Origin of the sequence: uncultured Chloroflexus sp. (genome assembly GCF_937951745.1) — a bacterium.
In the GTDB taxonomy this organism is placed as follows: Bacteria; Chloroflexota; Chloroflexia; order Chloroflexales; family Chloroflexaceae; genus Chloroflexus.
This window is the reverse complement of record NZ_CALFBQ010000001.1, coordinates 97,071-121,451: the sequence shown is the minus strand read 5'-3', so window position 1 is coordinate 121,451 and position 24,381 is coordinate 97,071. Positions and strand designations below refer to the sequence as shown.

Sequence of the window (24,381 nt, the reverse complement as noted above, 5' to 3'; positions counted from 1 at the left end):
ATGGGCGCTGCTGGTAGGCTGCTCCTCACCCCCGCACGATCTGCGCGTATGGGCGGAAGAAGCGCCGCCGCAGCTCCCACAAACCATCACTGCACTCGCGCCGGGGCGCTGGCGCGCGCAATTCGACGGCGCATTGCCATCATCAGCGATAGTGTACGGCTGCGGTCAGCGCGCCGCACTAGTCGTTGCTAGTACAACCACGCCTCTGTGGTTGAATAGCTTGTTCAGTCTTGGCATGGTTGCTGCCGCACTCCTCGGCGTGCGGCTTATACGGCGTCCGCGTCGCGTTGTGACACGACCAACCCCATCGCCGACTACTCCTGTATGGCAAGCCCACATTACCGATGAGCAGGGCGATCGAATCTTGACGTTGCCTACCGGCATGCTCACAGCCGGTAGCGATCCCGCCTGCCATATGATCGTCTTGGGATCAGATATTGCCCTGCGCCATGCGCACCTCATGCTGACCGAGGAACAGGCCCACATTGTTGATCTCGCCAGTCCCTCCGGCATCTTTTGCGGCCCCGTCCGGCGTCGGCTACGCCCGCACACGCCAACACTGGTTGGCGATGAGGATATCTGGCTCGGCGCCACAGTGCGCTTACGGCTGGTCAAAATCTGATCCGCAATCAACAAAGGGGAATAAAGCAAAAAACCAGCAACGTGTGGCAGTCAGACTGCCGCACTCCATCCATCGAGCGCAAGATGGACTACCAACCCGCGCTTACGCCATCCACCGACTGGCGCCGAGAAAGACTGGCGGGCGGACGCGCAGCATCAAACCAAGATCGACCAAAATATGAATGAAGATCACCGTCCAGATATCTTGATACAGATAAAAACAGAGGCTCCAACCCAAAACGAGCGCCATCTCGGCGAGTGGGCGCAACTTGCGAATCCGCATCGATTGCGGCGAATCGTCGAGATGGGGCGGCAGGTATTGCAGCCAAAACATACCATGAATCACACCGCCGTAAATGACGAAGGCAGTAAACCCAATCGCAAAACCGAGCGGCCCCACCATCCCCGGCCAGAACTGCATCGCAATTCCGTCGCCGATCCACGCGCCAATCCGATATACCACTGCAAAGGCAAACGTCTCGATCACACCGTTGCCAATGCTGAATATCACGGTTGGCCCCCACAGGAATGGGCGACCATCATGGCGAGCGACCAGCACATACAAGACTTGACTAAAGGCAAAACTAGCCAGCAAGAACACCACAAACCACGGGTTCGCCAAGGTCACAGGCACATGCCAACTCTTCAGCCAATCACCCAACAAGGGGATGCCTATGACTAACGAGATGAGCCAGTAGAGCAAGATGTACTGATCTAAATGACTGAGGGCGCTTTGTTCGGTCAGCTCGTACTCCATGATGTTCGTGCTCCATGTGCTTTTGATCACCATGTACAAGTATTGTTTATATGAAATATATTACCACATCCAAGAACGCTTGCCTAGAGGAAAAGTGAACAAATTGGGGCATAGATGTGTGCATCTTTACTTCATTCGCTGTCGCTAGGCCATTGAAGCCGGACGAAATTATTTGCCGATATGGTGCTATCATTGTGGCGCTGAGCATTGCAGCCCTTACACCAACATTGGCAATTGCTTCCATCATTCATTGCACGGTGAGCATGGTTGCAAATCACAGGTGAAAGCTATCAGTAACATGTTCGATGATCGTTCCCTTTGCATTGCGCACCACCGCAGTTGGCGAGACCATCTCCGTCAGCAAGCAAGCGCATGCGCTTGAGGTTTGCTAATCGCTATTGCAACCGTTGATGCACTTGGCACGTCGAGCGTGAGGGTGGAAGGACAAGAGTTTGGCAACGACATTTGTTTGGTGGATCGCGCACGCCTTCGACAGAGCTTGCTGCGATAGCAGAGCGCAGCGCAGAGCTAAGCACCAACCGCTCTCGCGCAACAACGGCGATGGTCTGCGGACAAGTAGGCCGTATCTACTCGATGTAAGGAGATGACAGTGCGATTGGTCAGTTTCATTCCGCCTGCTGGCACAACCGCGCAGGCTGGGGTAATGATCGGCGACGCGATTATCGATGTAGCCGCAGGGGCGGCTTTGGTCAGCGAAGAGGCTGCCGCAGCGCAGTGGGATATGCTCTCACTGTTGCGTGGCGATCACCCCGATGTCACCATCGCTACCGCCGCCGATATCGTACAAGCGGTGATCAATGTGATGGGAGGCGCCGATCCGTCAGAAGCGCCGCTCGGCGAGTTCAATTGGCACGAGGGATTGACCATCGGCGATACGGCACTGGTAATCCCGACCACCCAAGTACGCTTTGTCGCCCCTTTGCCGCAAGTGGTTTCGTTGCGCGAGTTTGATGCGCTCACCGATGATCGCACTGCGATGATACGCCAAGCGGCTGGGTATTGGATTGGCGACCGCAACTGGCCCGCATTTCGCTTCGCCAGCCATACCGCCATCCTTGGCCCCGACGAACCGATCGAGCTGCCAATGACCGAACCGCTCGATTGCGGTATGGCGCTTGGATGCGTCATCGGACGGGCCGGGCGCGATATTGCGCCGGAAGATGCCGATGCGTACATCGCCGGCTATCTGTTGGTCAATGCGTGGACGATCCGCGATCCACTGGTAGCATCACTCCGCCCGCGCGATCGCGCCACTTCGCTTGGCCCGTGGCTGGTGACGCCCGACGAACTAGAATATTACCGCGATGACGATGGCCGGTTGCTGCTGGAATTGCGGCTGCTGCTGAACGGTCGTGAGCTGAGCCGCGCCAATACGGCGCTCATGCGGTGGTCGTTCGCCGAGCTGATCGCATTTGCCAGCCGTAATACGATGCTCTACCCCGGTGAGGTGATCGTTAGTGGCGTAGCCACCGGCGGCTGTCTGCTTGATCTGTTTGGCGACGACGGCCCATGGTTGCGCGCCGGCGACGAGGTCGTGATCGAATGCACTGAACTGGGGCAGTTGCGCTCGCCGGTTGGGTTGGGGTAGAGTTGGAGTAACCCCCATGCACGACTACGAGCGGAGAGCAGGCTGTTTTTTCAATTCTCGATTGGTATCGTTCTCGCGATTGCGGGGAATAGCGTCACCGTAACCGACAGCAGAATGCGCTGCACTGCACACGGCATAGCGGCGCACTGCAACCCAGAAACGGGCGGCTAGACATAGCGCCACTTGCCAGCTTGCCCGCCATCTGGTATAGTCCGCCCCGGTTATGGAAAAGAACGAGTACACAACAATGGCAGCGGTCGAGCTGCAACACTGGTGGTACGGCGGCATGCGGGCTATCAATGCCGCGATGCTTGACCGTGTATTTGGCGGACGACGCGATCTGCGCATCCTCGATGCTGGCTGCGGCACGGGTGGCGACGCACTGTTCTTGCGCCGTTACGGCACCGTGGTTGGGCTTGATCTCGCCACCGCAGCGCTCGCGCTCGCGCGCGGACGCATTCCGGGCTGGCTGGCGCGCGGGTCGGTACTGCAACTACCATTTGCCGATCACAGCTTTGATCTCGTCACATCGTTCGATGTGTTGTATCATCGCGCTGTGATCGACGAGCGGCAGGCGCTAGCCGAAATGCGGCGGGTCTTGCGCCGTGATGGCCGGCTGCTCATCCGGTTGCCGGCCTACGAATGGCTGCGCTCGCGCCATGATCGCCAAGTCCATACCCGCCACCGCTACACTGCTGGCGAAGTAGCGCGGTTGCTGCGTGAGAACGGCTTTACCGTCGAACAGCTTACCTACGCGCTAACTCTGCTCTTCCCGATCTCGGCAGCGGTGCGCCTACTTGAGCGGGTGTTGCCGGAACCGCAGACTGCGTCGGCGATGGAGTTGCCCTCGCGCCCGGTCAATGCTGCGTTACGCCTGCCAATGATGCTCGAAGCGGCGTACATTGGGCGTGGCGGGAAATGGCCATTTGGGTTGTCTATCGTTGCGCTGGCGCGGGTATAACGTAATCACGCTCACTGCTGCGTCATCGCAACCGGTATCATCACTCCGGCTGCGACAAAGGTTGCTATAGGGGCTGCCTCCCTCGCTACGGATGTGATGATCGTCGTATGCACATCGACATTTCGCCAGCAACGGCCTAGCACAGGCTACCATTGCCGGTGCCTCAATTGAAGACTGGTTAACTATGATGCTTAATCCTGTCCTCAACCGCTTAAGCGCCACTCCTGAACTGTGGAACCGACTGCGCTGGCTGGCCGAAGCCGGCTTTACCGGCGAACATCTAGCCATTGCCCGCGAGCTGCGCCCGTGGCGCGGCGACCACCGCCGGTTTCTTGATCTCGGCTGCGGTACCGGCGAGTTTGCAGCCGATTTTCCACCGCATCGCTATGTCGGCATTGATCCATCGCTCACCTATCTCCGTTTTGCGATCCAACGCCGGCCAGGAACGTACCTTGCCGCCAGCGGCGACGCGCTGCCGTTCGCCGATCAGACGTTTGACGCCGGTCTCATTCTTGGCGTATTACACCATCTGCCCGACGCCACTGCCCACACTGTGATGCGCGAAGTCTACCGGGTGATGCGGCCGGGGGCCACAGTGCTGGTGATGGAAGATACGCCGCCGCCACCCGGCCAAAATCCGTTCGGCCACCTCATGCATGCGCTCGATCGCGGCGGCTATATCCGGCACGATGCCGATTATCAGGCGATGTTCGGCGATGGCTTTGATATCGCGCGCAACTATCACCTCCGATCTGGAATTTGCGATTACGCCGTGTATGTTCTCCGCCGGCGACCATGATGATGAAACCTTTATTCGCTGTCTCAACCAAAGTGCGTACTATGCTGCTGGTGCTCGCGCTATTAATTACGGCCAGCGCCCTCACTGTAACGGGTGAGGTGTTGCTCAAGATCGGCATGAACCACGTTACAACTCACGTTGGCGCGTTCTCGCTCGAACCGCGGGTGCTTTGGGCGACATTCACTGACTGGCGCGTCATTCTCGGCTTTGCTCTCGTCTTTGGCGGAGCCATCTTTTGGCTGGGGGTCATTTCACGGGTTGATCTCTCGTTCGCCTATCCGCTCTTGGCGCTTAATTATGTCATTATCCTGATCCCCTCACGAGTCTTGCTCAACGAGCCAATCACGATAATGCGTCTCGTGGGAGCCATGATCATTGTGATCGGCGTGATCGTGATTACGTGGGGGAGCGGCAAGTCGTGACTCCGGCGCAAGTCATCGCAGAACCGCCTGTTGCGCTAGTAGCGCAGGTGCGCCGGAATTGGCAGGCTGCCTTGTTCTTAGTGGCGCTGATACTGCTAGGGTGTGGCGCAGCCTACCAAACCCCGCTCAGCGTCCACCTTGCCGTTGGCGGCGATCCGCTTACCCGCCGGCGCGAGGACGATGCTCCCTTCTTGCAGATGGTGCATGCTTCCGAACCAGCACTGCCGTCGGTGGCAGCATGGTGGGAATTGCCCGGCGCTGCTGACCCCTACCGCTGGACGCAACCGGCGAGTGTGATCAGCCTGCCCGGCCTTGGCGGTGGATACTGGCTGGTGAAGGTACGCGCGCAAGGCGGGAGGCCTGACGGTGCGCCAACTGCTACCGAATGGCAGGCCGGCACTGCGCCGCCAGTGGCCTTTGAGCTGCCAGTAGGGCAGATTCGGCGCTATATGATGCTCTTGCCGGCAGACGGCACAGTACGGCTGGTCATGCGCAGCGATTCGTTCCAAGCAGCCGGCGATCCGCGCGTACTGGGTTTCTTGCTGCGCGAGGTGCGCGTGCAGACGATCGGCGGCTGGCGCGCACCAGATTGGGGCCAACTCGGCTGGATTGGGCTGACCCTCGCGGCAGCATGGGTGTGGGGACAAATGTCTGCGCTCTCGCCCCGGTGGGGGTTGAGCGTCATCGGCATCGGCGGCTTGGCGACGATCATGGCGATTGCGCTGGCGCGACCAGCATTTGCGCTGTTGACACCGATTCTGGCGGCGCTAAGCGCCGGCGCAACCGCTGTCAGCGTGAGCCTCGCTCTGCGCTGGCCGCAGCAAGTGGCATGGCGGCCAGCGATTGGGCTGGCGCTGCTCGCCCTCATTGTGCGCTTGGCCGGCTTGCTCCACCCGCATGCGATCAGCAGCGACGCTGGATTTCACGCGAATAACCTCTTGCGGTTCGGTCTCGGTCACGTCTTTCTCACGGCCGGCCTGCCCGCCGAAGCCGGCGGGGGCTTAGCGCCGTATCCAGCCGGTTTTTACCTCATAGCCCTCCCCTTCCAGATCCTGTTTGGCGACGATTTTGCCACTCGCCGGCTATTAGTGACGATCGTGGCCGCTGCCCTTGATAGTCTCTTTTGTGTAGCAATCTGGTGGTGGGTACGGCAAGCCGAATTCGGGCAGCGGGCCGCACTCTTGAGCGCCGCTTGCTACCTGTTTGCCACCCAAGCGCTCGAAGCATTGGCGATTGGCGAGCTGGCCAACGTGGGCGGGCAAGCCCTGATCGTGCCGGCGTTGCTCGGGCTTAGTCTTGGCACAGCAGCGAACAGAAGCCACTGGCTGGCGCTAAGCGGCTTGGCGCTCGCGATTGCCGCCGGTTTAATGGCCCACTCCGGCGTGACGCTCGGCTTTGGCTTCCTGATCGGCTGGGCATGGTTGTTGGCGTGGCGGCAGTCAGCGGCAATCGTCACGCCGGCCCGCCTCTTCATCGCCGCTGCTGGGGGGGTAGCGTTGGCCCTGATCATAATGTACACCACACCAGTATACCTCGAACTGATCAGCGGGCGGAGGGGGCAAGGGGCGATCGGCGGGCAAACGCCGGTGCAGATCACCACCGAAACCCTCCTTGCCCTTACCGGCTTGCAACCGCCGCAACGGCGTGGATTACCGGTGCCGTTGGGGTTGGCGCTGGCCAATCTGATCGGTCTTTGGATTATCTGGCGCACCCAGCAACCAACGACGACCGCACTTCGCTGGCTGCTCGGCGCGTGGTGGGGCGGCGCGCTCAGCGGCCTTGTCCTGCTCCTCTTCGCCGATCAAGGGTTGCGCTGGATGCTCTTCCTCTACCCGGCACTGTGCATCCCGGCTGGCATTGCACTTGACCGGCTGGCTGCGCGCGCCGCATGGGGGCGTGTTGCTGTCGCCGTGTGGCTGATGGCAATTATCGGGCAGGGAGCACTCCTGTGGGTTAGTCAGATCAGGGATTATCTGCATTGAATTGCGGGTTTGGTGCTGCTTACGAGCCGCGACCGGCGATCAAGCCGTCCGTGCTTCCCTATCCCACGGAGCGCGGGCCGCTGGCCCGCGAAGGGACGTTGCTAAAGGCTGCCTGCGCTCCCCTTACTACCCTTGGAACGGGTCACAGGCGGGCGGGCCACCCGCCCTCTTCTCTCGGAGCGCGGGCCGCTGGCCCGCGAAGGGACGTTGCTGAAGGCTGCTAGCACCCCGCGTCTAGCACGTAAGGGCGGGTTTGAAACCCGCCCTTACGCGCGTTGCAGCGATAGAGCAACCCGCTGTTACTCGTTGGCAATATCGCGCACCACATCGGTCACCGACAACACACCAATCGGGCGCATCCCCTTTTCACCGGGTTCGACCACCACCACCCGATGAATCCGGCGTTCCATCATCAGGCGACTGGCATGCTCTAGCGTGTCTTGCGGTGTAACCGAAACTACATCAGTAATCATAATATGGCCGGCTGTCAAACCACGCCAATGCTTCCAATACTGTTCATACAAACGTGCATTGACCAGATCGGTCCGCGAAACCAGACCAACCATGTATCCCTCATCATCAACGACGACCAAGGCACTAATGTCCTGCTCTGACATCTGACGGGCGACATCTTGGATCGGGGTCTCGCGCCGGCAGGTCAACACACCAACATGCATCACCTCGCCAACCGTCCGCTCCATGGGACCTTCCTTTCACGACACAAAGATTCCGCAACCAATCATGATTGCTATAGTTTAATCAATCTGACACACCGCGTCAATATGGAAAGTGGTCAGTGTAATTTGCATCATATCAACCATAGTCACAACTGAAAAGCATTTGCGCAGGCTGCCCCTTCATGCTAGAATCACACCATCGTGAGTTATGCTTTCACAAGTCGTCGGGTAAATGTATGCCAGAGTCAATGACCAATCAGCGCCAACCTTCCCTGCCCGGCCTTGATGCCGAAGCGACGGCCGTGGTCGGCATCGGCTTGGGCTTGACCGGTCTTGCCCTTGGGCTACGACCACGGTTGGTGCCAGCAACCTTGGCGCTCACGGCCTTGGCAGCGGCACTCTTCCGTAATCCGCGCCGCATTCCGCCCGACGAATCGCGCACCGTCTTTGCGATTGCCGATGGCCGCATCCAAGGTGTGCGCGAAGTCTATGAACATCGCTTCGTTCATAGCGATTGTCTCCGCCTTACCACAGTGATCGGCCCGCTAGATGTACCGATCTGCCGTGCTCCGATCGCCGGCAGGGTCGCGTACATCGAGCAGGTCAGGGGTGATTACCGCCCGTTGCGCGATCCGCAAGCTCCTGAACGCAACCAACGCCTCTACATCGGTATCGAGACCGCTTGGGGGCCAGTGTTACTCTCAATTATTGCCGCGCCACTGGGGCGTTGGTTGCGCTGCGAGACAACCCAAGGCGCAACCCTCGCCGCCGGCACCCGCATCGCCAGTGTCCGGTTTGGCGGGCAAGTTGATCTCTACATCCAGCGTGATATGCTCGAACCGCAGGTGACGCCGGGTGATCGGACACTCGCCGGGCGGAGCCGGCTCGGGGCGGTGGTAGCCTGAGCGCATTTGCATGATCAGTCCTTTTACCCTCTTGTTTGAAGAGGAACCCAACCACGGCCCCGGTTTGCCGCCAGAGCTGCGTGCCATCTACAGCGGCGATTGGCGACTGCCCACAATTCCTGCGCACCGTCCCGCCGTATGGACCAACTTCGTCATCTCGCACGATGGCCGGATCGCGTTCAACCAGCCGGGTTGGAATAGCGGCAATGCGATCAGCCGCAATAGCCGTCACGACCACTGGTTGATGGAATTGGTGCGCGCTCGCGCCGATGCGATCCTCGTCGGGGCCGCCACCCTGCGCGCTGCTCGCCGCCATCGTTGGGAAGCGGGGGAATTGGTTGATTGGCCGGCTTTTGCCGCCTTGCGCGCCAGCGAAGAGCGGCCACTGCTACCGGCGCTGGTGATCCTCTCGGCAACCGGTGTGTTGCCGGCGACGGCTGCGCTTGCCTTGCCACGATCACTCTTTCTCATCACCACTTCCCACGGCGCCGAACGCGCGCTCGCCACCCACCCCCAACTCACGTGTCTAGTTGGCGCTGACAACCACATCGATCTGCCCGCTGCATTCGCAACGCTGCGCCAACGCTACGGCATTCGCACCCTCCTCAGCGAAGGCGGCGGGCGCACCTACGGCACCCTGCTCTTCACCCAACTCATTGACGAAGTCTTTCTGACGCTTAGCCCCATCATCGTAGGCAATCCATCCCCACCAGCGCCACCCCGGCCCGGCTTGGTCGAAGGCGTTGGGTTTGCCCCGCAACATCCGCCGCGGCTACGTCTGATCAGTCTCCGGCGCACCGGCGATATGCTCTTCCAACGCGCGCAATTGCACTTTGCAACGGTTACCGAAACGGTATAATAGAGCGCAGGCTGGCACGGGAGACGAGCGATTGCATGGCAAACGAAGAACAACGCCTAATCAGCGCGGCGCAAGCGGGCGACCTCGATGCATTTAACCAGATTGTGCGGCTGTACGAGACGCGCATCTACAACCTCTGCTATCGCATGTTGGGTGATGCCGATGCAGCCGCCGATGCCACCCAAGACGCTTTTATTGCCGCTTTTCGCAATGTGCGCAGCTTTCGCGGCGGCGTGTTCAAAGCATGGCTATTGCGGATTGCCACGAACGCCTGCTACGACGCACTGCGCGCGCGCAAACGGCGACCAGCAGTTTCGCTTGATAGCACAAATAACGAAGATGACAACACCCGCACCGAGGCGCCCGATCCGGGTGAGAGCCTCGATGATATGGTGGTACGGCAAGAATTGAGCGCTGCCATCCAACAAGGGTTAGCCGAACTCCCAGAAGACCAGCGCATTGTCATTATCCTGAGCGATATTCAGGGGTTAGCCTATGAGGAGATTGCGCAGATTACCGGGGTGCAATTGGGCACGGTGAAATCGCGGTTGAGCCGGGCACGAGCCAAACTGCGCGATATCTTGCGCGCAGGGGAACTCTTGCCAGCAAAATTTCGTCTAGATGATGAGTCAAATACACCAAAGTGACACCCGGCTGATAGCCGAATGAGAAATCGATGACAACGTCGCCAGCCCCTCAATCAGAATTGCCAGAGCGCGATCTTGAATTGCTCTCGGCTTATCTAGATAACGAATTAGCCCCCGCCGACCGCACTGCGCTTGAGCAACGTCTGGCGAGTGAGCCGCGGCTACGCCGCGAACTGGCTGAACTACGCGCGACCCGCGATCTCTTGCGTGAACAGCCATGGGTCACGCCACCTCGGTCATTTACGCTCACCCCAGACATGGCCGGCATGCGACCGCGCCGGTTTGCTTGGCCGAGCTGGTTGCAACCGCTCAGCGGGTTGGCCGCGCTGGCGCTGGTCATGCTCATTGGTTGGCAAGTGCTGCGCCTCAACAGTGGCGCCTCCCCTCCCGACCAACCACAGGTGATGATGGCTCCGGAAACGGCACCGGCTGCAATGGATTCCGCAAGGATCGACCAAACCGAAGCGGCGGCAGCGCCCGCAGCGGCTAGCGCTATGAATGAACGCAACGGGCAAGCTACTGAAGAGACGGCTGCCATCCTAGCTAGCGAGCCCACTACCGAAAAAGAATCGACGGTGATGCAACAGTCCTTGCAGGGAGGCGGCGCAGACGGGATTGCGCCGGGAGCGGGAGGTAACGCTGGCCCGCCGCCAGATGCGCAACGCCAAGCACCGCCCCCAACCCAACCGCCCAGCCCACCATCGCTGCCGGTCGTGATGGTCTTGGCTATTCTGATCCTCATTGCCGCCGGAGTCTGGTTCGTGCGCCGCAAGGCTGAGTAACCGCTTGTCTGGCAACAAGACCTTGGGTTCACCGAGTGCGGCAATCTAGCTGTCGCACTCTATCATTATTTACTGCAGCCTGTAACGTAGCATATCCTGCCCTCATCAAGCTCAACAAACTAGGCGGGATCTCTTTGCCATACCCATCATAATTGCCTCGATCTGCCATCAACTCGCAATGTTTCGATCAGTATTTGCTCAATCATCTATATAGCTATCATGTGTTATACTTAGCAAAACTAGCCACCCTTGCCTCTTTGGGTATTAGGAACCGCTGGTATGATTGCTGACCATCTTGCTATAGCCGACGCACTGCGCGCTTGGTGCCCCCACGTGCCTTCGCCTGACCGCCCCCTCCTTGTCGCGTTAGCTGACGCGCTCAGCACGAACGACCCCTCGCATTTGCTCGCCGTGATTAGAAGTGAAGGCTCAATTGCAACCGGTTTTCAGCGGCTCGACGCCACCCGTCGGCAAGCAACTAAACTACTGAGCGATCAACCCGCCGCTGCTAGTCCCATCGCTGATATGATTGCAGCCGCACAGCAAATTTTGATCGCCGAAGAGGAAGCATTACTACGGCGCGAACACATGCTCAACCAGCGCCTTGAGCAGAGCTTTCGTACCTCGCCATTAGCGACGCTCGAAGCCAACGAATATGGCATCATTACCCGCTGGAACCCGGCTGCCGAGCGTATTTTTGGCTGGAGCGCCGCCGAGGCGATTGGCAAGAATGCGATTGAACTACTCGTGCCCAACCTTGCCCGTGAGCATGTTGAAGGAATTGTGAACGCGCTGCTGAGCGGGCAAGCCGCTAATAGCCGGAACGCCAATATCACCAAAGATGGCCGGATTATCATCTGCCAGTGGTACAACGCCGTCCTCTACCATCCTGATGGCCGGGTCGCCGGTTGGTTGTCGCAAACCGAAGACATTACCGATCAGATCCGTGCTGAAGAGGCATTGCGCGAAAGCCAGCGCCGGCTCGATAGCTTGATCCGCAATTTGCCCGGCATTGCCTATCGAGTGAAAAAAGCAGAGCAGCGCTGGATTGCTGAGTTTCTCAGTGAAGGGACAATCAACGTCACCGGCTATCCGGCAAACGATTTCATTGAGACCGATCAGCAACGACCTCGGCGTCGCTTTCCTGACTTGATAGTTGCCGACGATCGCGAGGCAGTTCGTGAAAGTATCCATTCTGCTTTGGCGCAGCAACGGCAGTATGAAGTAACGTACCGTATTCGTGACGCCAATGGGGACATTCGCTGGTTGTGGGAGCGTGGCTCTGGAGTATTCGACGATCAGGGCCGGTTGTTAGCTATAGAGGGGTTTATCAGTGATGTGACTGCTGAGCAGCAGGCCGCCGAAGAGCGGCAAGTGCTGAACGAGCGGATCATTGCCGCCCAACAAGCCGCCCTGCGCGAATTGAGCACGCCGATCGTGCCGATCAGTCAGGGGGTGATTGCGATGCCGCTGATCGGCAGTATCGACAGTATGCGCGCTCAGCAAATCATTGAGACACTCCTTGAAGGGGTAAATACAACCGGTGCCCACATTGTTATTCTCGATGTCACCGGCGTGCCAGTGGTTGATACCCAAGTCGCCAATGTCCTCCTGCGCTCGGCGCAAGCGGTGCGTTTGCTTGGCGCAGAAGTGTTGCTTACCGGGATCCGCCCTGAAGTCGCGCAGACCATCGTCGGTTTGGGGTTAGATCTCAGCCATATCCGCACCATGGCATCCCTGCAAGACGGTATCGTCTACGCACTGAGCCGGCCAGAAAAAGCCCGTCCGCGCACACAGCGCATCGGGTGACCATTGTTTGGACGACCGGCGGGACGCGCGTTGTTACCGCTGTTGCTATGGATTCGGGAGGATGCACGAGGATCGCTCGTGTTGAGTAATAAACTAAGGAGAGAGCTATGATGCTCGAACGCGCTCGCGCGCTGGCCGCTGAAATTGTCCGTATTCGCCGCGACATTCACGCTCACCCCGAACTCGGTTTTCAAGAGCACCGCACTGCGGCGCTCGTTGCTGACACCTTGCACGAGATCGGCGGCATCAAGGTGACAACCGGCGTAGCCAAGACTGGCGTGGTCGGTGAGCTTGGCGATGGCGACGGGCCAGTGATCGCGATCCGGGCCGATATGGATGCGTTGCCCATTCTCGAAGAAAATCAGGTCGAATATGCCTCGACCAACCCCGGCGTCATGCATGCCTGCGGTCACGATGCCCATACCGCGATGCTGCTCGGCGCCGCCCACCTCTTGCGCGAGCGGTTCGCCGCCGAGAACCTGCGCGGGAAGGTGCGTTTCCTCTTCCAGCCTTCCGAAGAGGGGTGGGATGACGAGGCCAAGAGTGGCGGTCTGCGCATGGTCGAAGAGGGTGCGCTCGATGGGGTTGATGCCGTGATCGCCCTCCACGTCGATTCGACCCTGCCGCTGGGGCAGGTCACGATCCGCGGCGGCTGGACATCAGCCGCGGTGGACGATTTCAAGGGCTACATCCGCGGCACCGGCGGCCACGGCGCCTACCCGCATCTTGGCACCGACCCAGTCTTTATGTTGTCGCATGTGCTTAATGCACTCTTCGGCATCCGCGCCCGTCTGATCAATCCGATGGAACCGGCGATCCTGAGTGTAGGCACGGTGCGCGGCGGTCATGCCTCCAACGTCATCCCCAGCGAGATCTTTGTTCAAGGCACGTTGCGCAGCTTCAGCGAGGAGGTACGGGCCAAACTCGCCCGCGAGGTCGAGCGGGCCTTTGCCGTGGCGGAAGCCTTTGGCGGCAGCGCCGAGGTCAAGATTACTCGTGGCTACCCCGCCGGCTGGAATGACGAACGGGTGGCGGAATGGATGAGCGATGTGGCCGGTGAGTTGCTCGGCCCTGACGCCATTGACCGTTCGCGCACCGGTATGGGAGCCGAGGATTTTGCCTATATGACCAAGAAGGCTCCCGGCGCGATGCTGATGCTCGGCGCTGCCATTGATGATGGTATTATGCGCGCCCACCATACGCCTATCTTCGACATTGACGAGCGCGCGCTGCCGGTGGGCACGGCGATCTTGGCTGAAACGGCCCTGCGCTTCTTGCGCGGCAAGGTGACGTTGTAGAGAGTGGTGGAAATAGGACACGGATTAATACCGAATCAGACGGATTCTGACGGTTGTTCGGATCCGTGCAAATTCGTGTCCTATTATTATTCTTATCCCGCCTCTCATCCCCCTAGCTTCTGCCAGTAACGCGCTAGGCCGCGCCAACTCAGGGTGAGCGGGCCGGTCTGCTGCACGATTGCCGCCTGTTCAGCCGGCGAGAGGGTGGCTGCTTCGTTAGCCAGCGCCGCCTCAAGCACCGCAACACCAGTCGCTTCGTCATGCCCGGCCAGCAGGCTCTGCCGCACGATCTCGGCCCACTGCCGCAACCGCAAGCGGGCATCGGCCAAATGAAACGCCACATCGTCATACGCGCCGAAGTGGGTCAGGCACAACCATTGCGGGTGCAGCCGCTCGATCAGATCGTGGGTACGTCCCCACGCTTCTAGATCGACATCGGGCGGCGGCGTTGCCGGACGGGTCATGCGCACGCCGGGCAAGCGCACGCCGGTATTATCACCCACAAACGCTACCCCATTTGACTCATCAAACCAAACCAGATGGTGCTTGGCATGGCCGGGAGCGTCAAAGGCGCGCAAGGTATGACCATTGAGCCGCAACGTCTCGCCGCCGGTATAGACCCGGATGCGTTCCGGCGCAACCGGCCGCACATCGCCCCACAATGCCCCCATCCGATCACCGTACAGTTGGCCCGCGCTATTGAGCAGACGTGACGGATCGATCAGATGCGGCGCGCCACGCTCGTGAACGTGTACGACCAGATGCGGATTTTCAGCCACCAATAGCCCGGTCGCCCCCGCATGGTCGAGGTGAATGTGCGACAACACCACGGCCCGCAAATCGGCTACGGTGAGACCCTGCGCATCAAGACCAGCCTTCAGCGCCGGCAACGTGCTGGCCGGCCCCGGATCGACCAGCGCTGGCTCATCACCGAGCAGTAGGAAGGTACCGATCACGTGTGGACGACCAAGATGGTAGATATCGATCAGAGCAACATCGGGTGGGGTGGGGTAGACATCCATACGGTTTGGACAACACCTTTCTGGTACAAAATTGGATTTTTTGTATTATATGCACAGCAACGGCGAACGCAAAACCATGGTCAGCGCCACACTGATTTGTGGCGTTACCTTCATGCAGCACGGCATGGCCGGAGCCGCACGGCAACACCTACATTATGCGTTGTTATAGCACGGTGGGAGCCGCACGACCGTGCGACTCCCTGCCGAGGCACGGTATGATGCAAGCCCCACGGCACTACCTACATTATGCGTTGTTGTGGCATGGTGGGAACCGCACAGCCGGCCTAAAGACCCTGCCGGCACGGTTTGGTGCGAACCGCCTAGCGGTACGATACATCATGTACTGTGATGACATAGTTGGAGTCGCACAGCCGTGCGACTCTACGAGTATGGTTGGCGATTTACGATGATTGGCGGCCATACGGATACCACCACGGCTTACGCGCCATGGTGAAATCCCAATGGACGTGCTTGGTCTCCAGAAATTCTTCCAACCCCTCTTCACCCAACTCGCGTGCACCGCCGCTAAACTTCATCCCGCCAAACGGCCCGGCATCGTTGTCGGTCAGGGGATCGTTGACCCAGCAGGTGCCGGCCTTGACCTCTTCGTAATACTGCTTGACCTTGCGCGGATCGTTGGTATAGAGATTGGCCCCTAACCCGTAATCGCAATCATTGACCAGCTCAATCGCCTCGTCAAAGGTGCGGTAGGTCATGATGGGAATCGTCGGGCCAAAGGTCTCTTCACGCATAATGCGGAAGCTGTGATCAACGTTGGTGAGCACGGTCGGTTCGTAGAAGAAGCCGCGACTGAATTGCGGCGGCCGTCTTCCGCCGGTCAAGATGGTCGCGCCGCGCGCCCGTGCCTCTTCGACGTGATCCTCAACCTTGGCGCGGTATTTCTCGCCGATCAGCGGGCCGATGTCGGTGTCAGGATCCATCCCCGGTCCCAACCGCAACGAGCGTACAAACTCCACCAGCCGCTCGGTGAAGGGGCGAGCTATCGACTCATGCACATAGACCCGCTCGGTGCTGGTGCAGACTTGGCCGGCATTAAGCAGCGCCGCCCATGCCACCCCGGGCACCGCCACGTCGAGATCGGCGTCTTCGGCGACGATAAACGCATCTTTGCCGCCCAATTCGAGGTGCGTCTTCTTGACCCGCTCGGCGGCCAGCCGGGCGATCTCGCGCCCGGTGGCAAAACTGCCGGTGAACGCGATCATCTGGGTACGCGGGCTGACCACCAGCTCGCGGCCCACATCACCAAAACCGGTCAGAATGTTGAGCACGCCGGGAGGCAGGTGATCACAGCATAATTCGGCGAAGCGCAACGTCGCCAGCGGCGTCATCTCACTTGGCTTGAGCACGACCGTATTGCCGGCAGCCAGCGCTGGCGCCACCTTCCACGACATCAGCAACAATGGATAGTTCCACGGCACAATCGCCGCCACCACCCCATACGGCTCCTTCAACACCATCGCCAGTTGGGTCGGCTCAACCGACGGAATCACCCGCCCGCGCGTGTTGCGCTGCAACTCGGCGTAATAGTCAAAACAGGCTGCGCACCAGCCAATCTCATCGCGGTTTTCGACCAGCGGCTTGCCACCCTCCAGTGTCAACAACGTCGCCAGCTCTTCGGCATGCACCCGCATCTTGTGAGCAATCTCGTGCAGGGCATGGGCCTTGTCATGCGCCGTCGCGCGCCGCCACTCACGAAACGCCCGTTCAGCAGCAATCATCGCCTGTTCGGCATCAGCAACCGTTGCCCGCGGTACGTACTCGATCACCTCTTCGGTGGCCGGGTTATGCACCGGAAAGACTTCGCCTTGTGCTGCTGCCTGCCATTGACCGTTAATGAGCATTGCTGGCATGAAACCTCCTTGTTTCGCTTGAATAAAGGTGGATGTATCCTGCACTCCAGCGGGTGCAACGGAACACAGAGTGGGCTAGTATGAAATGTTTGCATCCGCTGCAACGACAGGAGCGGCTCTTATTAATTGTTCAGCATGATCACAGCTTTTGTAAAGGAAATGCCATCGTTTGTCAGCTTGACGGAACGGAGTACAACCTCTATAGTAGGATTGTGAGCAATAGCACAAATGGTGGAGACCTCAAATGATTATCCGGCTGTTTGGTTCTGAACCGACTACTGCTCCCCCAACCTGCCAAGGGCGCCGGCGGCGCTGCCGGCTCGTGCATGACTCACCGCACGTCTACCGCCGCGCATTGCTCTACCGGCTTGGCATTGCCGATGGTCGCCGGCCGGCGGTGGTCTTCAACACCATTGCCCAAGCCCTGCGCAACGCCCGCGTTTAAGCCGTCCCTGCCGATTCTTGCTCTAGCAGGCGCAAGGCCTGCCGCTTCATATAGACCAGCAGCGCACCAATCCCGTTCAACCGCTGCGGGCTTAACACCTGATGCAATCCCATCTGCTGGATGAAATCGCTCGACACGGCTAACGCCTGCGCGGGGGTTAGGCCGTTCATCCCCTCGCGCAAGATGGCGGCAAAGCCACGGATCGTCGGTGCTTCCGGCGGCACATCGATATGGTAGACGATCCGCTCACCGTCACGCTGCGCGATTACAAACACCGGCGACATGCACTCATGCACCTGTTCCATCCCGCGGTGATCACGCAATTCGGGCGGCAACGGTGGCAGTTGATCAGAAAATTCCAGCAGAAGTTCTAGTTTCTCTTCACGACTGGCTGCACTGAAATCAGCCGCGATCTCAGCTAGCCGCGGCGGGATGAATGTGTGATCGTTCATACTGCTGATTCCGTGTCAATGAACAACAAAATAGCGTCCTGCATCATACCGCAAGGTAAGGCATACCAACATCTAGCGCCACGATGATACGGTGACAGGTATGCGTGGATTCGGCTTCAACTCCCTACGTTCCTATTCCCCATTCCCACCGTTTCAGCGCCGTTGCAACAGGCCGATCAACGCGCCCAACACCCGCGCGCGATATTCAGTTGCAGTGGCGACATTGGCCTGATGAATCTCGAATAGCCTGCTGTCAACCTCTAGGATGCCACCCGGCCCTTCCCGCATCGGCACAGTCGCTTCGCAATCGCCATCGAGCCGGATGATGGTCTTGGCCGCCGGGAGCGGCGTTTCAGCACTGACGAATGGCCCCACCACGACTTACGACGTCGTGACCTCCATTACAGCCGCATCAGCCACGTAAGCAGCCACTTTTGCCGCTGCGCTGCGGATCGAATTTTCTAGTTCGCTGGCATCACAATGCTCCTTATGCGGTGCGGGAGTGGCGAGACGTTGCGGTGCAGCGTCTCTACAGGCATCATACCATCGATTGGCGCACTTCGGCCAATACTTCTTGCACAAATTGCCAGACTGCCGGCAGCGCCATGACTGCGCCAGCCGGTGACGCAACCATGGTTGCGACGATCGCTGCGCCGCGCCCAACCAACCCGAATCAAGCGCAACAGCCCAGCGCGCGAGCGGAGGGCCAACGCCAGCGTTTGATGGTGAAGCGCTGCTTGGGTGGTATCGATATCGGCTATCAGCAGCGAACGTGAATCGCCGTGCCGGTTGATCCGCATGCACCCAATCAATCGCTCGCTCTGCACTGTTTCGACCGTTGCGTACCCGTCGAGCGCCTCACGGGCCTGCACGCTCAGGGCCACAATCTGCTCTTGCGCCGCTTGCCACTGCGCTTGCAGCGCATCGCTCAAGCCAAAACTTACCCCCTCCGACTGCGCTGCCCACAACCCGTTCAGCAAAGCTTGTTCGGCAGGCGGCAGCGCCGTACTAAAACTGATGGCCCCGCTCGCTACTCGCTGCAAGCGTTGCTCGACCGTAGCCAGCGCCACCTCGTGCGCACCAAGCTGGGCTAGCGCCGCGCGCAAGGCCGCCTGCGCCACCGCCGGCTCGTCCGGCAAGCGCGCCTGCCAGATCATATCGGGTTGCTCGCCACGTGAAAAAGAGCTGCCAACAGCCTGCGCTTGCCACGGCCCCGGCGGCGCAATGGCTGCTGGCAACGGCTCGATAACGGTAAAGACCGCATCCATTTGCCTTGCAATGAGCTTAACAGACCTGCCGCTGCCGCCGCAATCGCCCGCCCATCTCGGCCCGGTTGGCTTGTGCCTGTTGCACCATGCTGACGTGAATCGACCACAAGTGCTCATCAACCCCCTCATCGCCGAGCGGCACCGGCACCTGTGTGTCGCCGTCAAGGCTCATGTGAGTGACGGCACGCAGCGTTGCGCCGCGGAAATCTCCTTGCCGGTAGTTGATCGTCTCCGGCACTTCAGCGACGTAGGTCTCAACCTCCAGATGAGCCGCATCGGTAATCACCTGCTGCAAGGGTGCCGCCAACCGCTCGCCGAATTGCTGCAACGACTCAATCAGTTTCTGCATAGCTTCGGCTAATTTGTTGCCGAATAAGCCAAAGCTGGCTGCGGCATCGGGCAGCGCCATCGGAATGACCGGTGTCTCCGGCGGCAGGCTGCCAGCGGGCACCGGCGCTGCTGCCCGTACATCTGGCGGCGGTATGACCGGCGGCTCGGCCCCAACCGGCGTACTCGCCAAACGTGGCGCCTCGACTACCGGCGCAGTCTCCGCCCGCGGGCACAGCCGCGCCGCTGGATCACCAACAATGATATAACTCCGAGCATCGTTATGTTCAGTCCAGCGCGTCGCCAACTCAACCGGATTAGAAGCTTGGCCCCAGCGCGCATTCTCAACCTCTTCGGTCAGCACTGTCGCCAATTCGGCGTACCGGTCGTTAAAAAACTCCAGCGCATAGCCGATCGGCGTCTCGGCAACGAGCAACCGGCGCAAGGCACTGCTAAAGGTCTCGATCTGCTTGCCACCGCGCGCATCGCTGAACGAGAATGGCCACGCTCGTTCGACGTGGCCGATAAAGGCGAGCGCGCCGCCGCGCGGCAACCCGAGCAAACGGCGGGGCAAACTAGCGACAAACGCATGCGGCGCCATGGCTGAGCGAACGCCGCGCAGATGGGGAAAATCGTCGTCGCGTGGGCATCCGGCTCCAAAACAGGCAAACTGAAACACGAACGCGCCTTGCAACGAGGCATCGCTAGCGATGTCGTCACCGGCGAGGTAAAACTGCAGCGGGATCGCGCGGTTGCGCCATGCCTACGGGCCGGGCCAATCGGCGCACAAGATCGCGCCTTGATGAGGTAACTGGCGCGGGTCAACCGCTTCAAACTCGACGCCGTAGCTAGCGGTGAAGAGCAAGGTAGGCGGTTCGGCGTACAACAAGTGGAGCAGCCGGTCTTTGGTGGCTTCGGCACCGGCAATCAACTCAAACAACCAATCGCCGCATGGTGGATGGTTGGCCAATTCGGCGACCAGCGGTTGCACCAAACCATGCAAACTGCGGCTAGTCGCCATATCGTCAGGATACTGCACGCCGGCGAACACCATGCGCCGCGGCAGAGCTACGCCGTCGCGTTCGGCCTGTACCACGCTGCGGGCATAGGCGGCGTATTCCTCGAGCGTATCGAAGTGAATACGCCCGACCGCATACTGCACATCGAGCTAGTACTGAAAACGGAAAGGAATTGCTTCAGGCGAACGACCAACAACAGATAATAGGGAAACCGATCGGGATCGACCGGCCCGCTCGCCCCACCCTGCCAGCGTAAAAACGCAGCTTTGCCCTCGCCGGGCCGATAGCCTTGCGGACCGAAACACTCGCGGTAGCGCGGGCCAGCTTGCACCTGTCGCCACTGCAACGCCTCGCGCAACGGCGCCGCGTCAATCGTAGCCGGAAAGATCACGCCCCAACCGGCTGCGGCCAGATCGGTGGGATCAACCCCTTCCTTCGCACGAAACGTGCCGCTTGCATCGGCAAGATGCCATTCGCGCAACGCGGCGCGCTGTTCAGGGTCGGGGTCGATCTGATCGGGCGATGGCCGTTCACCGAGGATCAGGCGAGCAAACTCGGCGATTGCGAGTGGCTCGTGGGCGTACTCGCCGCGGCTCGCATTCACGCCATTGAACTAGATCCTCCCATTGGCTATGCTGCTGTTCCTAACCGGCAGTGCCGTTGCAATGCACCGGCGCTCACCTTAGCTGTAGCGAAGGGTGCCAGTCGTTGGCTATTGGTGATGCATCTAACTGCAACGGGCTGACACTTAAATCTGCAAAATATACCCCTTGCCACGCACATTCAACAAATACCGCGGCGCACTCGGTTCAGGTTCGATCTTTTGGCGCAGATGGTGAATATGCGGCTTAATCAGCTCACCCGCCTCAAGATCGGTCGTATCGTAACCCTGCGCGCAGCGCACCAACTGGGTATACGACAGCATCTGCCCGGCATGCTCGGCAAGGCAGAGCAACAGGCGAAACTCGGTCGGCGTCAGGTTGAGGGAACGCCCATTGAGCGTCGCCGTCTGATGCCATGTATCGAGCGTCAGCGGGCCAATTGTCAGCGTGCGTCCAGCCGGTTCGGCTTGCGCTGGCAGCGGCGGGGTCGCTGCCGGCTGGGCTGGTGCCGCTGGCGGCGCTGTAACCGCCACCTTGCCGCCAGTCAGCTCTTGCACTGCCGCGCCGATCGTATCAAGCAGATCGCTCTGGCGGCGACGGGCAGCCCGCTCTTCGAGACCAGCAGCCACGCGCGCCAAGATTTGATTAGGATCACTTGTTTTCAACAGATAATCGAAAATTCCGAACCGGATGCCTTCGATAGCCGAATCAAGCGAACCGTGCCCGGTCAAGACGATAATAATCGCATCATGACCGGCTTCGCGCACTTTGGCCACGACTTCCATTCCCTTCATGCCGGGCATCTGCAAATCGACCAGCATGAGATCAAACGACTCCCGCTCAAATAGCGCCACCGCCTCTTCACCGGAGGCCGCCGTGGTCACTGAATAACCGGCCCGGCTGAGCAAGGCATTCAGAGTCAAGCGGATATTTTGCTCATCATCAACTACCAACACCCGGGGCTGGTTCGTCATAAGAATTTGCGCTCCGTCTCGATTACGACTATAGTTGGGATTATTATTGGCTTATCATAGCATGAGCTGGTAGCATGGTCAACGGTATGCAGAAGAGTATTCCTTAGAGGGGAGCGGACAGGTATGATCGAGCGCGATGATGCGGTCGCATACATTGCCAAATTGGAACGAGACTTGCAGGCGGCGCAGAGCCGGATTGCCGCATTGGAACGAGAAGCGGAGTTGCACGCACGCTACACCCGCGACCTTGACCGACGACTAGCAGCCTTGTTATCAGTTTCGGCGGCGCTTTTGATTAGCCACGACATTGAAGCCATCATCAAGCTCGTCGTCCAACAGGCCGTCGAGCTCTTCCCGGGCACTGCGACCGCTCATATCTACTTGATAGACAATGATCAAGACAGCCGCTTACGTTTACGCGCCTCTGCGCCTGAACGTGCGCCAGCGCCAGCATTCTCGGTCTTGGCTGAAATGGCGGCCAAAGCGCCGCGCGCGCTCTTACTGAGCGGGCCAGAGCTTGAATATATCATCCACCAACAGAATACTGCGCATCCGCTATCGATCGAGGATTGCCTCTGGCCGCAAAGCGTCTTGCTGGCGCCATTGCGCATCGAGCAACAGCGGCTCGGCGCCCTTGTCATCTGCGGCGAGCAGCTCTCGCATCTGTATCACCCGCGCGATCTGCCCTTCGTACAGGCATTGGCTGATCTGACCGTGATCGCGATCGACGAGGTGCAACAGCGCCAACGCGCCGCTGCCTTACAGCGCGATCTGGTACATACCCAATCGCTGCGCGCCGAAGCCGAAGCCCGTCTCAACGCCGCCCAAGCGCAACTTTTGCAAAGCGCTAAGCTCGCCGCCGTCGGCGAATTGTCAGCCTCGGTCGCCCACGAGATTAACAACCCGCTCTATGCCGCGCGGAATAGTCTGTATCTGGTGGAACAAGACCTGCCCCCCGACGCACCGCAACGCACCTTTCTCGCCATTGCCCAACAAGAGTTAGGCCGGATTGCGCGCATCATCACCCGCATGCGCGATTTCTATCGCCCATCACGTGGCGAGTTGACCAGTGCTAATATCAATGCCCTGCTGCGCGAGACGCTCGAATTGGTGACGACCCATCTGCGCCATAATCACGTCACTGTGCATACACGCTTGGCCAACGACCTGCCTCCGATTGTGGCCCACGCCGATCAACTGCGCCAAGTCTTTCTGAACGTGATCTTGAACGCTTGCGATGCGATGCCGAGCGGCGGTGAATTGACCGTTAGCAGCGAGCTAATTGCTGCCCGTGCCGGCGCACCCGCCACGCTCGCTATTTCGATTACCGATACCGGCGTGGGTATTGCCCCAGAACATATTCCCCATTTGTTCGAGCCGTTCTATACCACCAAACCGCACGGCACTGGCCTTGGTCTCGCGATCAGCGCCCACATCGTTACCCAACACGGCGGACGGATTACGGTTGACAGCCAGCCCGGCGTGGGCACAACCTTTACCATTCTGCTGCCGTTGGAACCGCCACTCACGGCAAGCTGATCGGATAGGCTCAGTTGGCATGCGGCAGAGCTGCATGCCAACGTACCGAGGCCGGCACCGGTCAATCAACTGCCCCTACTAGCGATGGCCGATCCAATCTCAGAGGCTTATTCTGCTTATCTAGGGTTAATGAAAAATATCACAAAGTGATAACCGCCTTTGTTATCGCTTCACTACTGCACGTTGTTGCCTCAGGTCTCGCCGATCGTGCAGCAACCGAGTAGCATTAAGGTCAGAGCATGGCCTTCTGCTACCACCAATACACTCCATAATCTGGAAGCTGGTACCATGGCGGCTTATCGCATTCAGATATACGACGACGATCCAACCGCAGCACTCGTCACCCAGCGTGGCTTGCAGGCATTGCTTGGCGATGAGGTGATTGTGCAGGCGACAACCAACGCCAACGAAGCATGGCTCGCATGCGCCAACGGCAACGTTGATCTGCTGATTGTCGATCCTAGCCCGTATGGCGCAGCCGCCGCCTTGATCCGGGCAGTGCGTACCTATCGGCCCTACCTGCCAATCCTTGCGCTCACTGCCTATGACACTCCCGGCTTGCGCGCGCGAATGCAGGCGCTCGGTGTTGAGCTGTACGCAGCCAAACCCATTGAGCTGCGCGAGCTAGCGCCGTTAGTTTCACAGGCGCTACATCAGGTCGTGTGATCCTCAGTCACAACGCTCTTCGCGGGTGCGTCTCTACATGTGTTATCATGCGCCATATCGGGAAAGGA

Annotated in this window: 26 protein-coding genes; 15 read left to right on the top strand and 11 right to left on the bottom strand. The window is 59.6% G+C overall.

Annotated features, from left to right (window positions below):
- Positions 1 to 622, top strand: a 622-nt coding sequence (locus Q1A59_RS00540) for an FHA domain-containing protein (RefSeq protein WP_299643351.1), incomplete at its 5' end; no start/stop codon positions are given.
- 102 nt (positions 623 to 724) lie between these two features.
- Here the strand turns inward: Q1A59_RS00540 and Q1A59_RS00535 are convergent.
- Positions 725 to 1,378, bottom strand: a complete 654-nt coding sequence (locus tag Q1A59_RS00535; RefSeq protein ID WP_298402148.1) for a hypothetical protein — start codon at positions 1,376 to 1,378, stop codon at positions 725 to 727.
- A 604-nt stretch (positions 1,379 to 1,982) separates the two neighbouring features.
- Here Q1A59_RS00535 and Q1A59_RS00530 point away from each other — a divergent pair.
- The 5 genes from Q1A59_RS00530 to Q1A59_RS00510 all read left to right on the top strand — a co-directional run bounded on the left by Q1A59_RS00530 (position 1,983) and on the right by Q1A59_RS00510 (position 7,151).
- Positions 1,983 to 2,987 carry a fumarylacetoacetate hydrolase family protein gene (locus tag Q1A59_RS00530; RefSeq protein ID WP_298402150.1) on the top strand — a complete coding sequence of 335 codons (1,005 nt, stop codon included), beginning with the start codon at positions 1,983 to 1,985 and terminating at the stop codon, positions 2,985 to 2,987.
- A gap of 247 nt (positions 2,988 to 3,234) precedes the next feature.
- Positions 3,235 to 3,948, top strand: coding sequence for a class I SAM-dependent methyltransferase (locus tag Q1A59_RS00525; RefSeq protein ID WP_298402152.1), 714 nt, complete (start codon positions 3,235 to 3,237; stop codon positions 3,946 to 3,948).
- Positions 3,949 to 4,132: 184 nt separating this feature from the next.
- A complete protein-coding gene (locus tag Q1A59_RS00520) occupies positions 4,133 to 4,747 on the top strand; it encodes a class I SAM-dependent methyltransferase (RefSeq protein ID WP_298402154.1) in 615 nt (204 codons plus the stop codon).
- A 41-nt stretch (positions 4,748 to 4,788) separates the two neighbouring features.
- Positions 4,789 to 5,169 carry an EamA family transporter gene (locus Q1A59_RS00515; protein WP_298402156.1) on the top strand — a complete coding sequence of 127 codons (381 nt, stop codon included), beginning with the start codon at positions 4,789 to 4,791 and terminating at the stop codon, positions 5,167 to 5,169.
- Entirely contained in the window at positions 5,166 to 7,151 is a 1,986-nt protein-coding gene (locus Q1A59_RS00510) for a hypothetical protein (RefSeq protein ID WP_298402157.1), read from the top strand. The genes Q1A59_RS00515 and Q1A59_RS00510 overlap by 4 nt, the downstream gene beginning before the upstream one ends.
- A gap of 299 nt (positions 7,152 to 7,450) precedes the next feature.
- Here the strand turns inward: Q1A59_RS00510 and Q1A59_RS00505 are convergent, their stop codons facing one another.
- Positions 7,451 to 7,852: a cyclic nucleotide-binding/CBS domain-containing protein gene (locus Q1A59_RS00505; RefSeq protein WP_298402158.1), complete on the bottom strand. Its 402-nt coding sequence runs from the start codon at positions 7,850 to 7,852 to the stop codon at positions 7,451 to 7,453.
- A gap of 212 nt (positions 7,853 to 8,064) precedes the next feature.
- On the opposite strand from Q1A59_RS00505, the gene Q1A59_RS00500 reads away from it, so the two are divergent.
- The 6 genes from Q1A59_RS00500 (at position 8,065) to Q1A59_RS00475 (ending at position 14,128) form a co-directional block, all read left to right on the top strand.
- The gene (locus tag Q1A59_RS00500) at positions 8,065 to 8,733 is read left to right on the top strand and encodes a phosphatidylserine decarboxylase (RefSeq protein WP_298402159.1); all 669 of its coding nucleotides are present in this window, start codon (positions 8,065 to 8,067) and stop codon (positions 8,731 to 8,733) included.
- A gap of 10 nt (positions 8,734 to 8,743) precedes the next feature.
- Entirely contained in the window at positions 8,744 to 9,592 is an 849-nt protein-coding gene (locus Q1A59_RS00495; RefSeq protein WP_299643344.1) for a RibD family protein, read from the top strand.
- A gap of 35 nt (positions 9,593 to 9,627) precedes the next feature.
- The gene (locus tag Q1A59_RS00490) at positions 9,628 to 10,239 is read left to right on the top strand and encodes a sigma-70 family RNA polymerase sigma factor (protein WP_298402163.1); all 612 of its coding nucleotides are present in this window, start codon (positions 9,628 to 9,630) and stop codon (positions 10,237 to 10,239) included.
- A gap of 29 nt (positions 10,240 to 10,268) precedes the next feature.
- Positions 10,269 to 11,021, top strand: coding sequence for an anti-sigma factor (locus tag Q1A59_RS00485; RefSeq protein WP_298402165.1), 753 nt, complete (start codon positions 10,269 to 10,271; stop codon positions 11,019 to 11,021).
- Between the two features lie 279 nt (positions 11,022 to 11,300).
- Positions 11,301 to 12,830, top strand: a complete 1,530-nt coding sequence (locus Q1A59_RS00480) for a PAS domain S-box protein (RefSeq protein WP_298402166.1) — start codon at positions 11,301 to 11,303, stop codon at positions 12,828 to 12,830.
- A 107-nt stretch (positions 12,831 to 12,937) separates the two neighbouring features.
- Positions 12,938 to 14,128, top strand: coding sequence for a M20 family metallopeptidase (locus Q1A59_RS00475; RefSeq protein ID WP_298402167.1), 1,191 nt, complete (start codon positions 12,938 to 12,940; stop codon positions 14,126 to 14,128).
- 104 nt (positions 14,129 to 14,232) lie between these two features.
- On the opposite strand, the gene Q1A59_RS00470 is transcribed toward Q1A59_RS00475, so the two are convergent.
- On the bottom strand, positions 14,233 to 15,150 hold the full coding sequence (locus Q1A59_RS00470; protein ID WP_298402169.1) for an MBL fold metallo-hydrolase: 918 nt from the start codon (positions 15,148 to 15,150) through the stop codon (positions 14,233 to 14,235).
- Between the two features lie 401 nt (positions 15,151 to 15,551).
- On the bottom strand, positions 15,552 to 17,021 hold the full coding sequence (locus tag Q1A59_RS00465; RefSeq protein WP_298402171.1) for an aldehyde dehydrogenase: 1,470 nt from the start codon (positions 17,019 to 17,021) through the stop codon (positions 15,552 to 15,554).
- A 244-nt stretch (positions 17,022 to 17,265) separates the two neighbouring features.
- Here Q1A59_RS00465 and Q1A59_RS00460 point away from each other — a divergent pair, with 244 nt between their 5' ends.
- The gene (locus tag Q1A59_RS00460; protein ID WP_298402173.1) at positions 17,266 to 17,466 is read left to right on the top strand and encodes a hypothetical protein; all 201 of its coding nucleotides are present in this window, start codon (positions 17,266 to 17,268) and stop codon (positions 17,464 to 17,466) included.
- Here Q1A59_RS00460 and Q1A59_RS00455 read toward each other — a convergent pair.
- The 7 genes from Q1A59_RS00455 to Q1A59_RS00425 form a co-directional block, all read right to left on the bottom strand.
- Entirely contained in the window at positions 17,463 to 17,918 is a 456-nt protein-coding gene (locus tag Q1A59_RS00455) for a SufE family protein (RefSeq protein ID WP_298402175.1), read from the bottom strand. The genes Q1A59_RS00460 and Q1A59_RS00455 overlap by 4 nt on opposite strands.
- Positions 17,919 to 18,071: 153 nt before the next feature.
- A complete protein-coding gene (locus Q1A59_RS00450) occupies positions 18,072 to 18,296 on the bottom strand; it encodes a hypothetical protein (RefSeq protein WP_298402177.1) in 225 nt (74 codons plus the stop codon).
- Between the two features lie 83 nt (positions 18,297 to 18,379).
- Positions 18,380 to 19,186 (bottom strand): hypothetical protein, encoded by an 807-nt coding sequence (locus Q1A59_RS00445; RefSeq protein ID WP_298402179.1) that lies wholly within the window; start codon positions 19,184 to 19,186, stop codon positions 18,380 to 18,382.
- A 16-nt stretch (positions 19,187 to 19,202) separates the two neighbouring features.
- Positions 19,203 to 20,192, bottom strand: coding sequence for a hypothetical protein (locus Q1A59_RS00440; RefSeq protein WP_299643336.1), 990 nt, complete (start codon positions 20,190 to 20,192; stop codon positions 19,203 to 19,205).
- An 84-nt stretch (positions 20,193 to 20,276) separates the two neighbouring features.
- Complete coding sequence (locus Q1A59_RS00435; RefSeq protein ID WP_299643333.1) at positions 20,277 to 20,609, bottom strand: hypothetical protein; 333 nt, start codon at positions 20,607 to 20,609, stop codon at positions 20,277 to 20,279.
- Complete coding sequence (locus tag Q1A59_RS00430) at positions 20,582 to 21,136, bottom strand: hypothetical protein (RefSeq protein ID WP_298482630.1); 555 nt, start codon at positions 21,134 to 21,136, stop codon at positions 20,582 to 20,584. The genes Q1A59_RS00435 and Q1A59_RS00430 overlap by 28 nt, the downstream gene beginning before the upstream one ends.
- Before the next feature lie 144 nt (positions 21,137 to 21,280).
- Positions 21,281 to 22,108, bottom strand: coding sequence for a response regulator transcription factor (locus Q1A59_RS00425; RefSeq protein WP_298402187.1), 828 nt, complete (start codon positions 22,106 to 22,108; stop codon positions 21,281 to 21,283).
- Between the two features lie 123 nt (positions 22,109 to 22,231).
- Between Q1A59_RS00425 and Q1A59_RS00420 the strand changes: the two genes are divergently transcribed.
- Complete coding sequence (locus Q1A59_RS00420; protein ID WP_298402189.1) at positions 22,232 to 23,647, top strand: sensor histidine kinase; 1,416 nt, start codon at positions 22,232 to 22,234, stop codon at positions 23,645 to 23,647.
- Positions 23,648 to 23,935: 288 nt separating this feature from the next.
- Positions 23,936 to 24,313 carry a response regulator gene (locus Q1A59_RS00415; protein ID WP_066783877.1) on the top strand — a complete coding sequence of 126 codons (378 nt, stop codon included), beginning with the start codon at positions 23,936 to 23,938 and terminating at the stop codon, positions 24,311 to 24,313.
- Positions 24,314 to 24,381 lie beyond the last annotated feature (68 nt).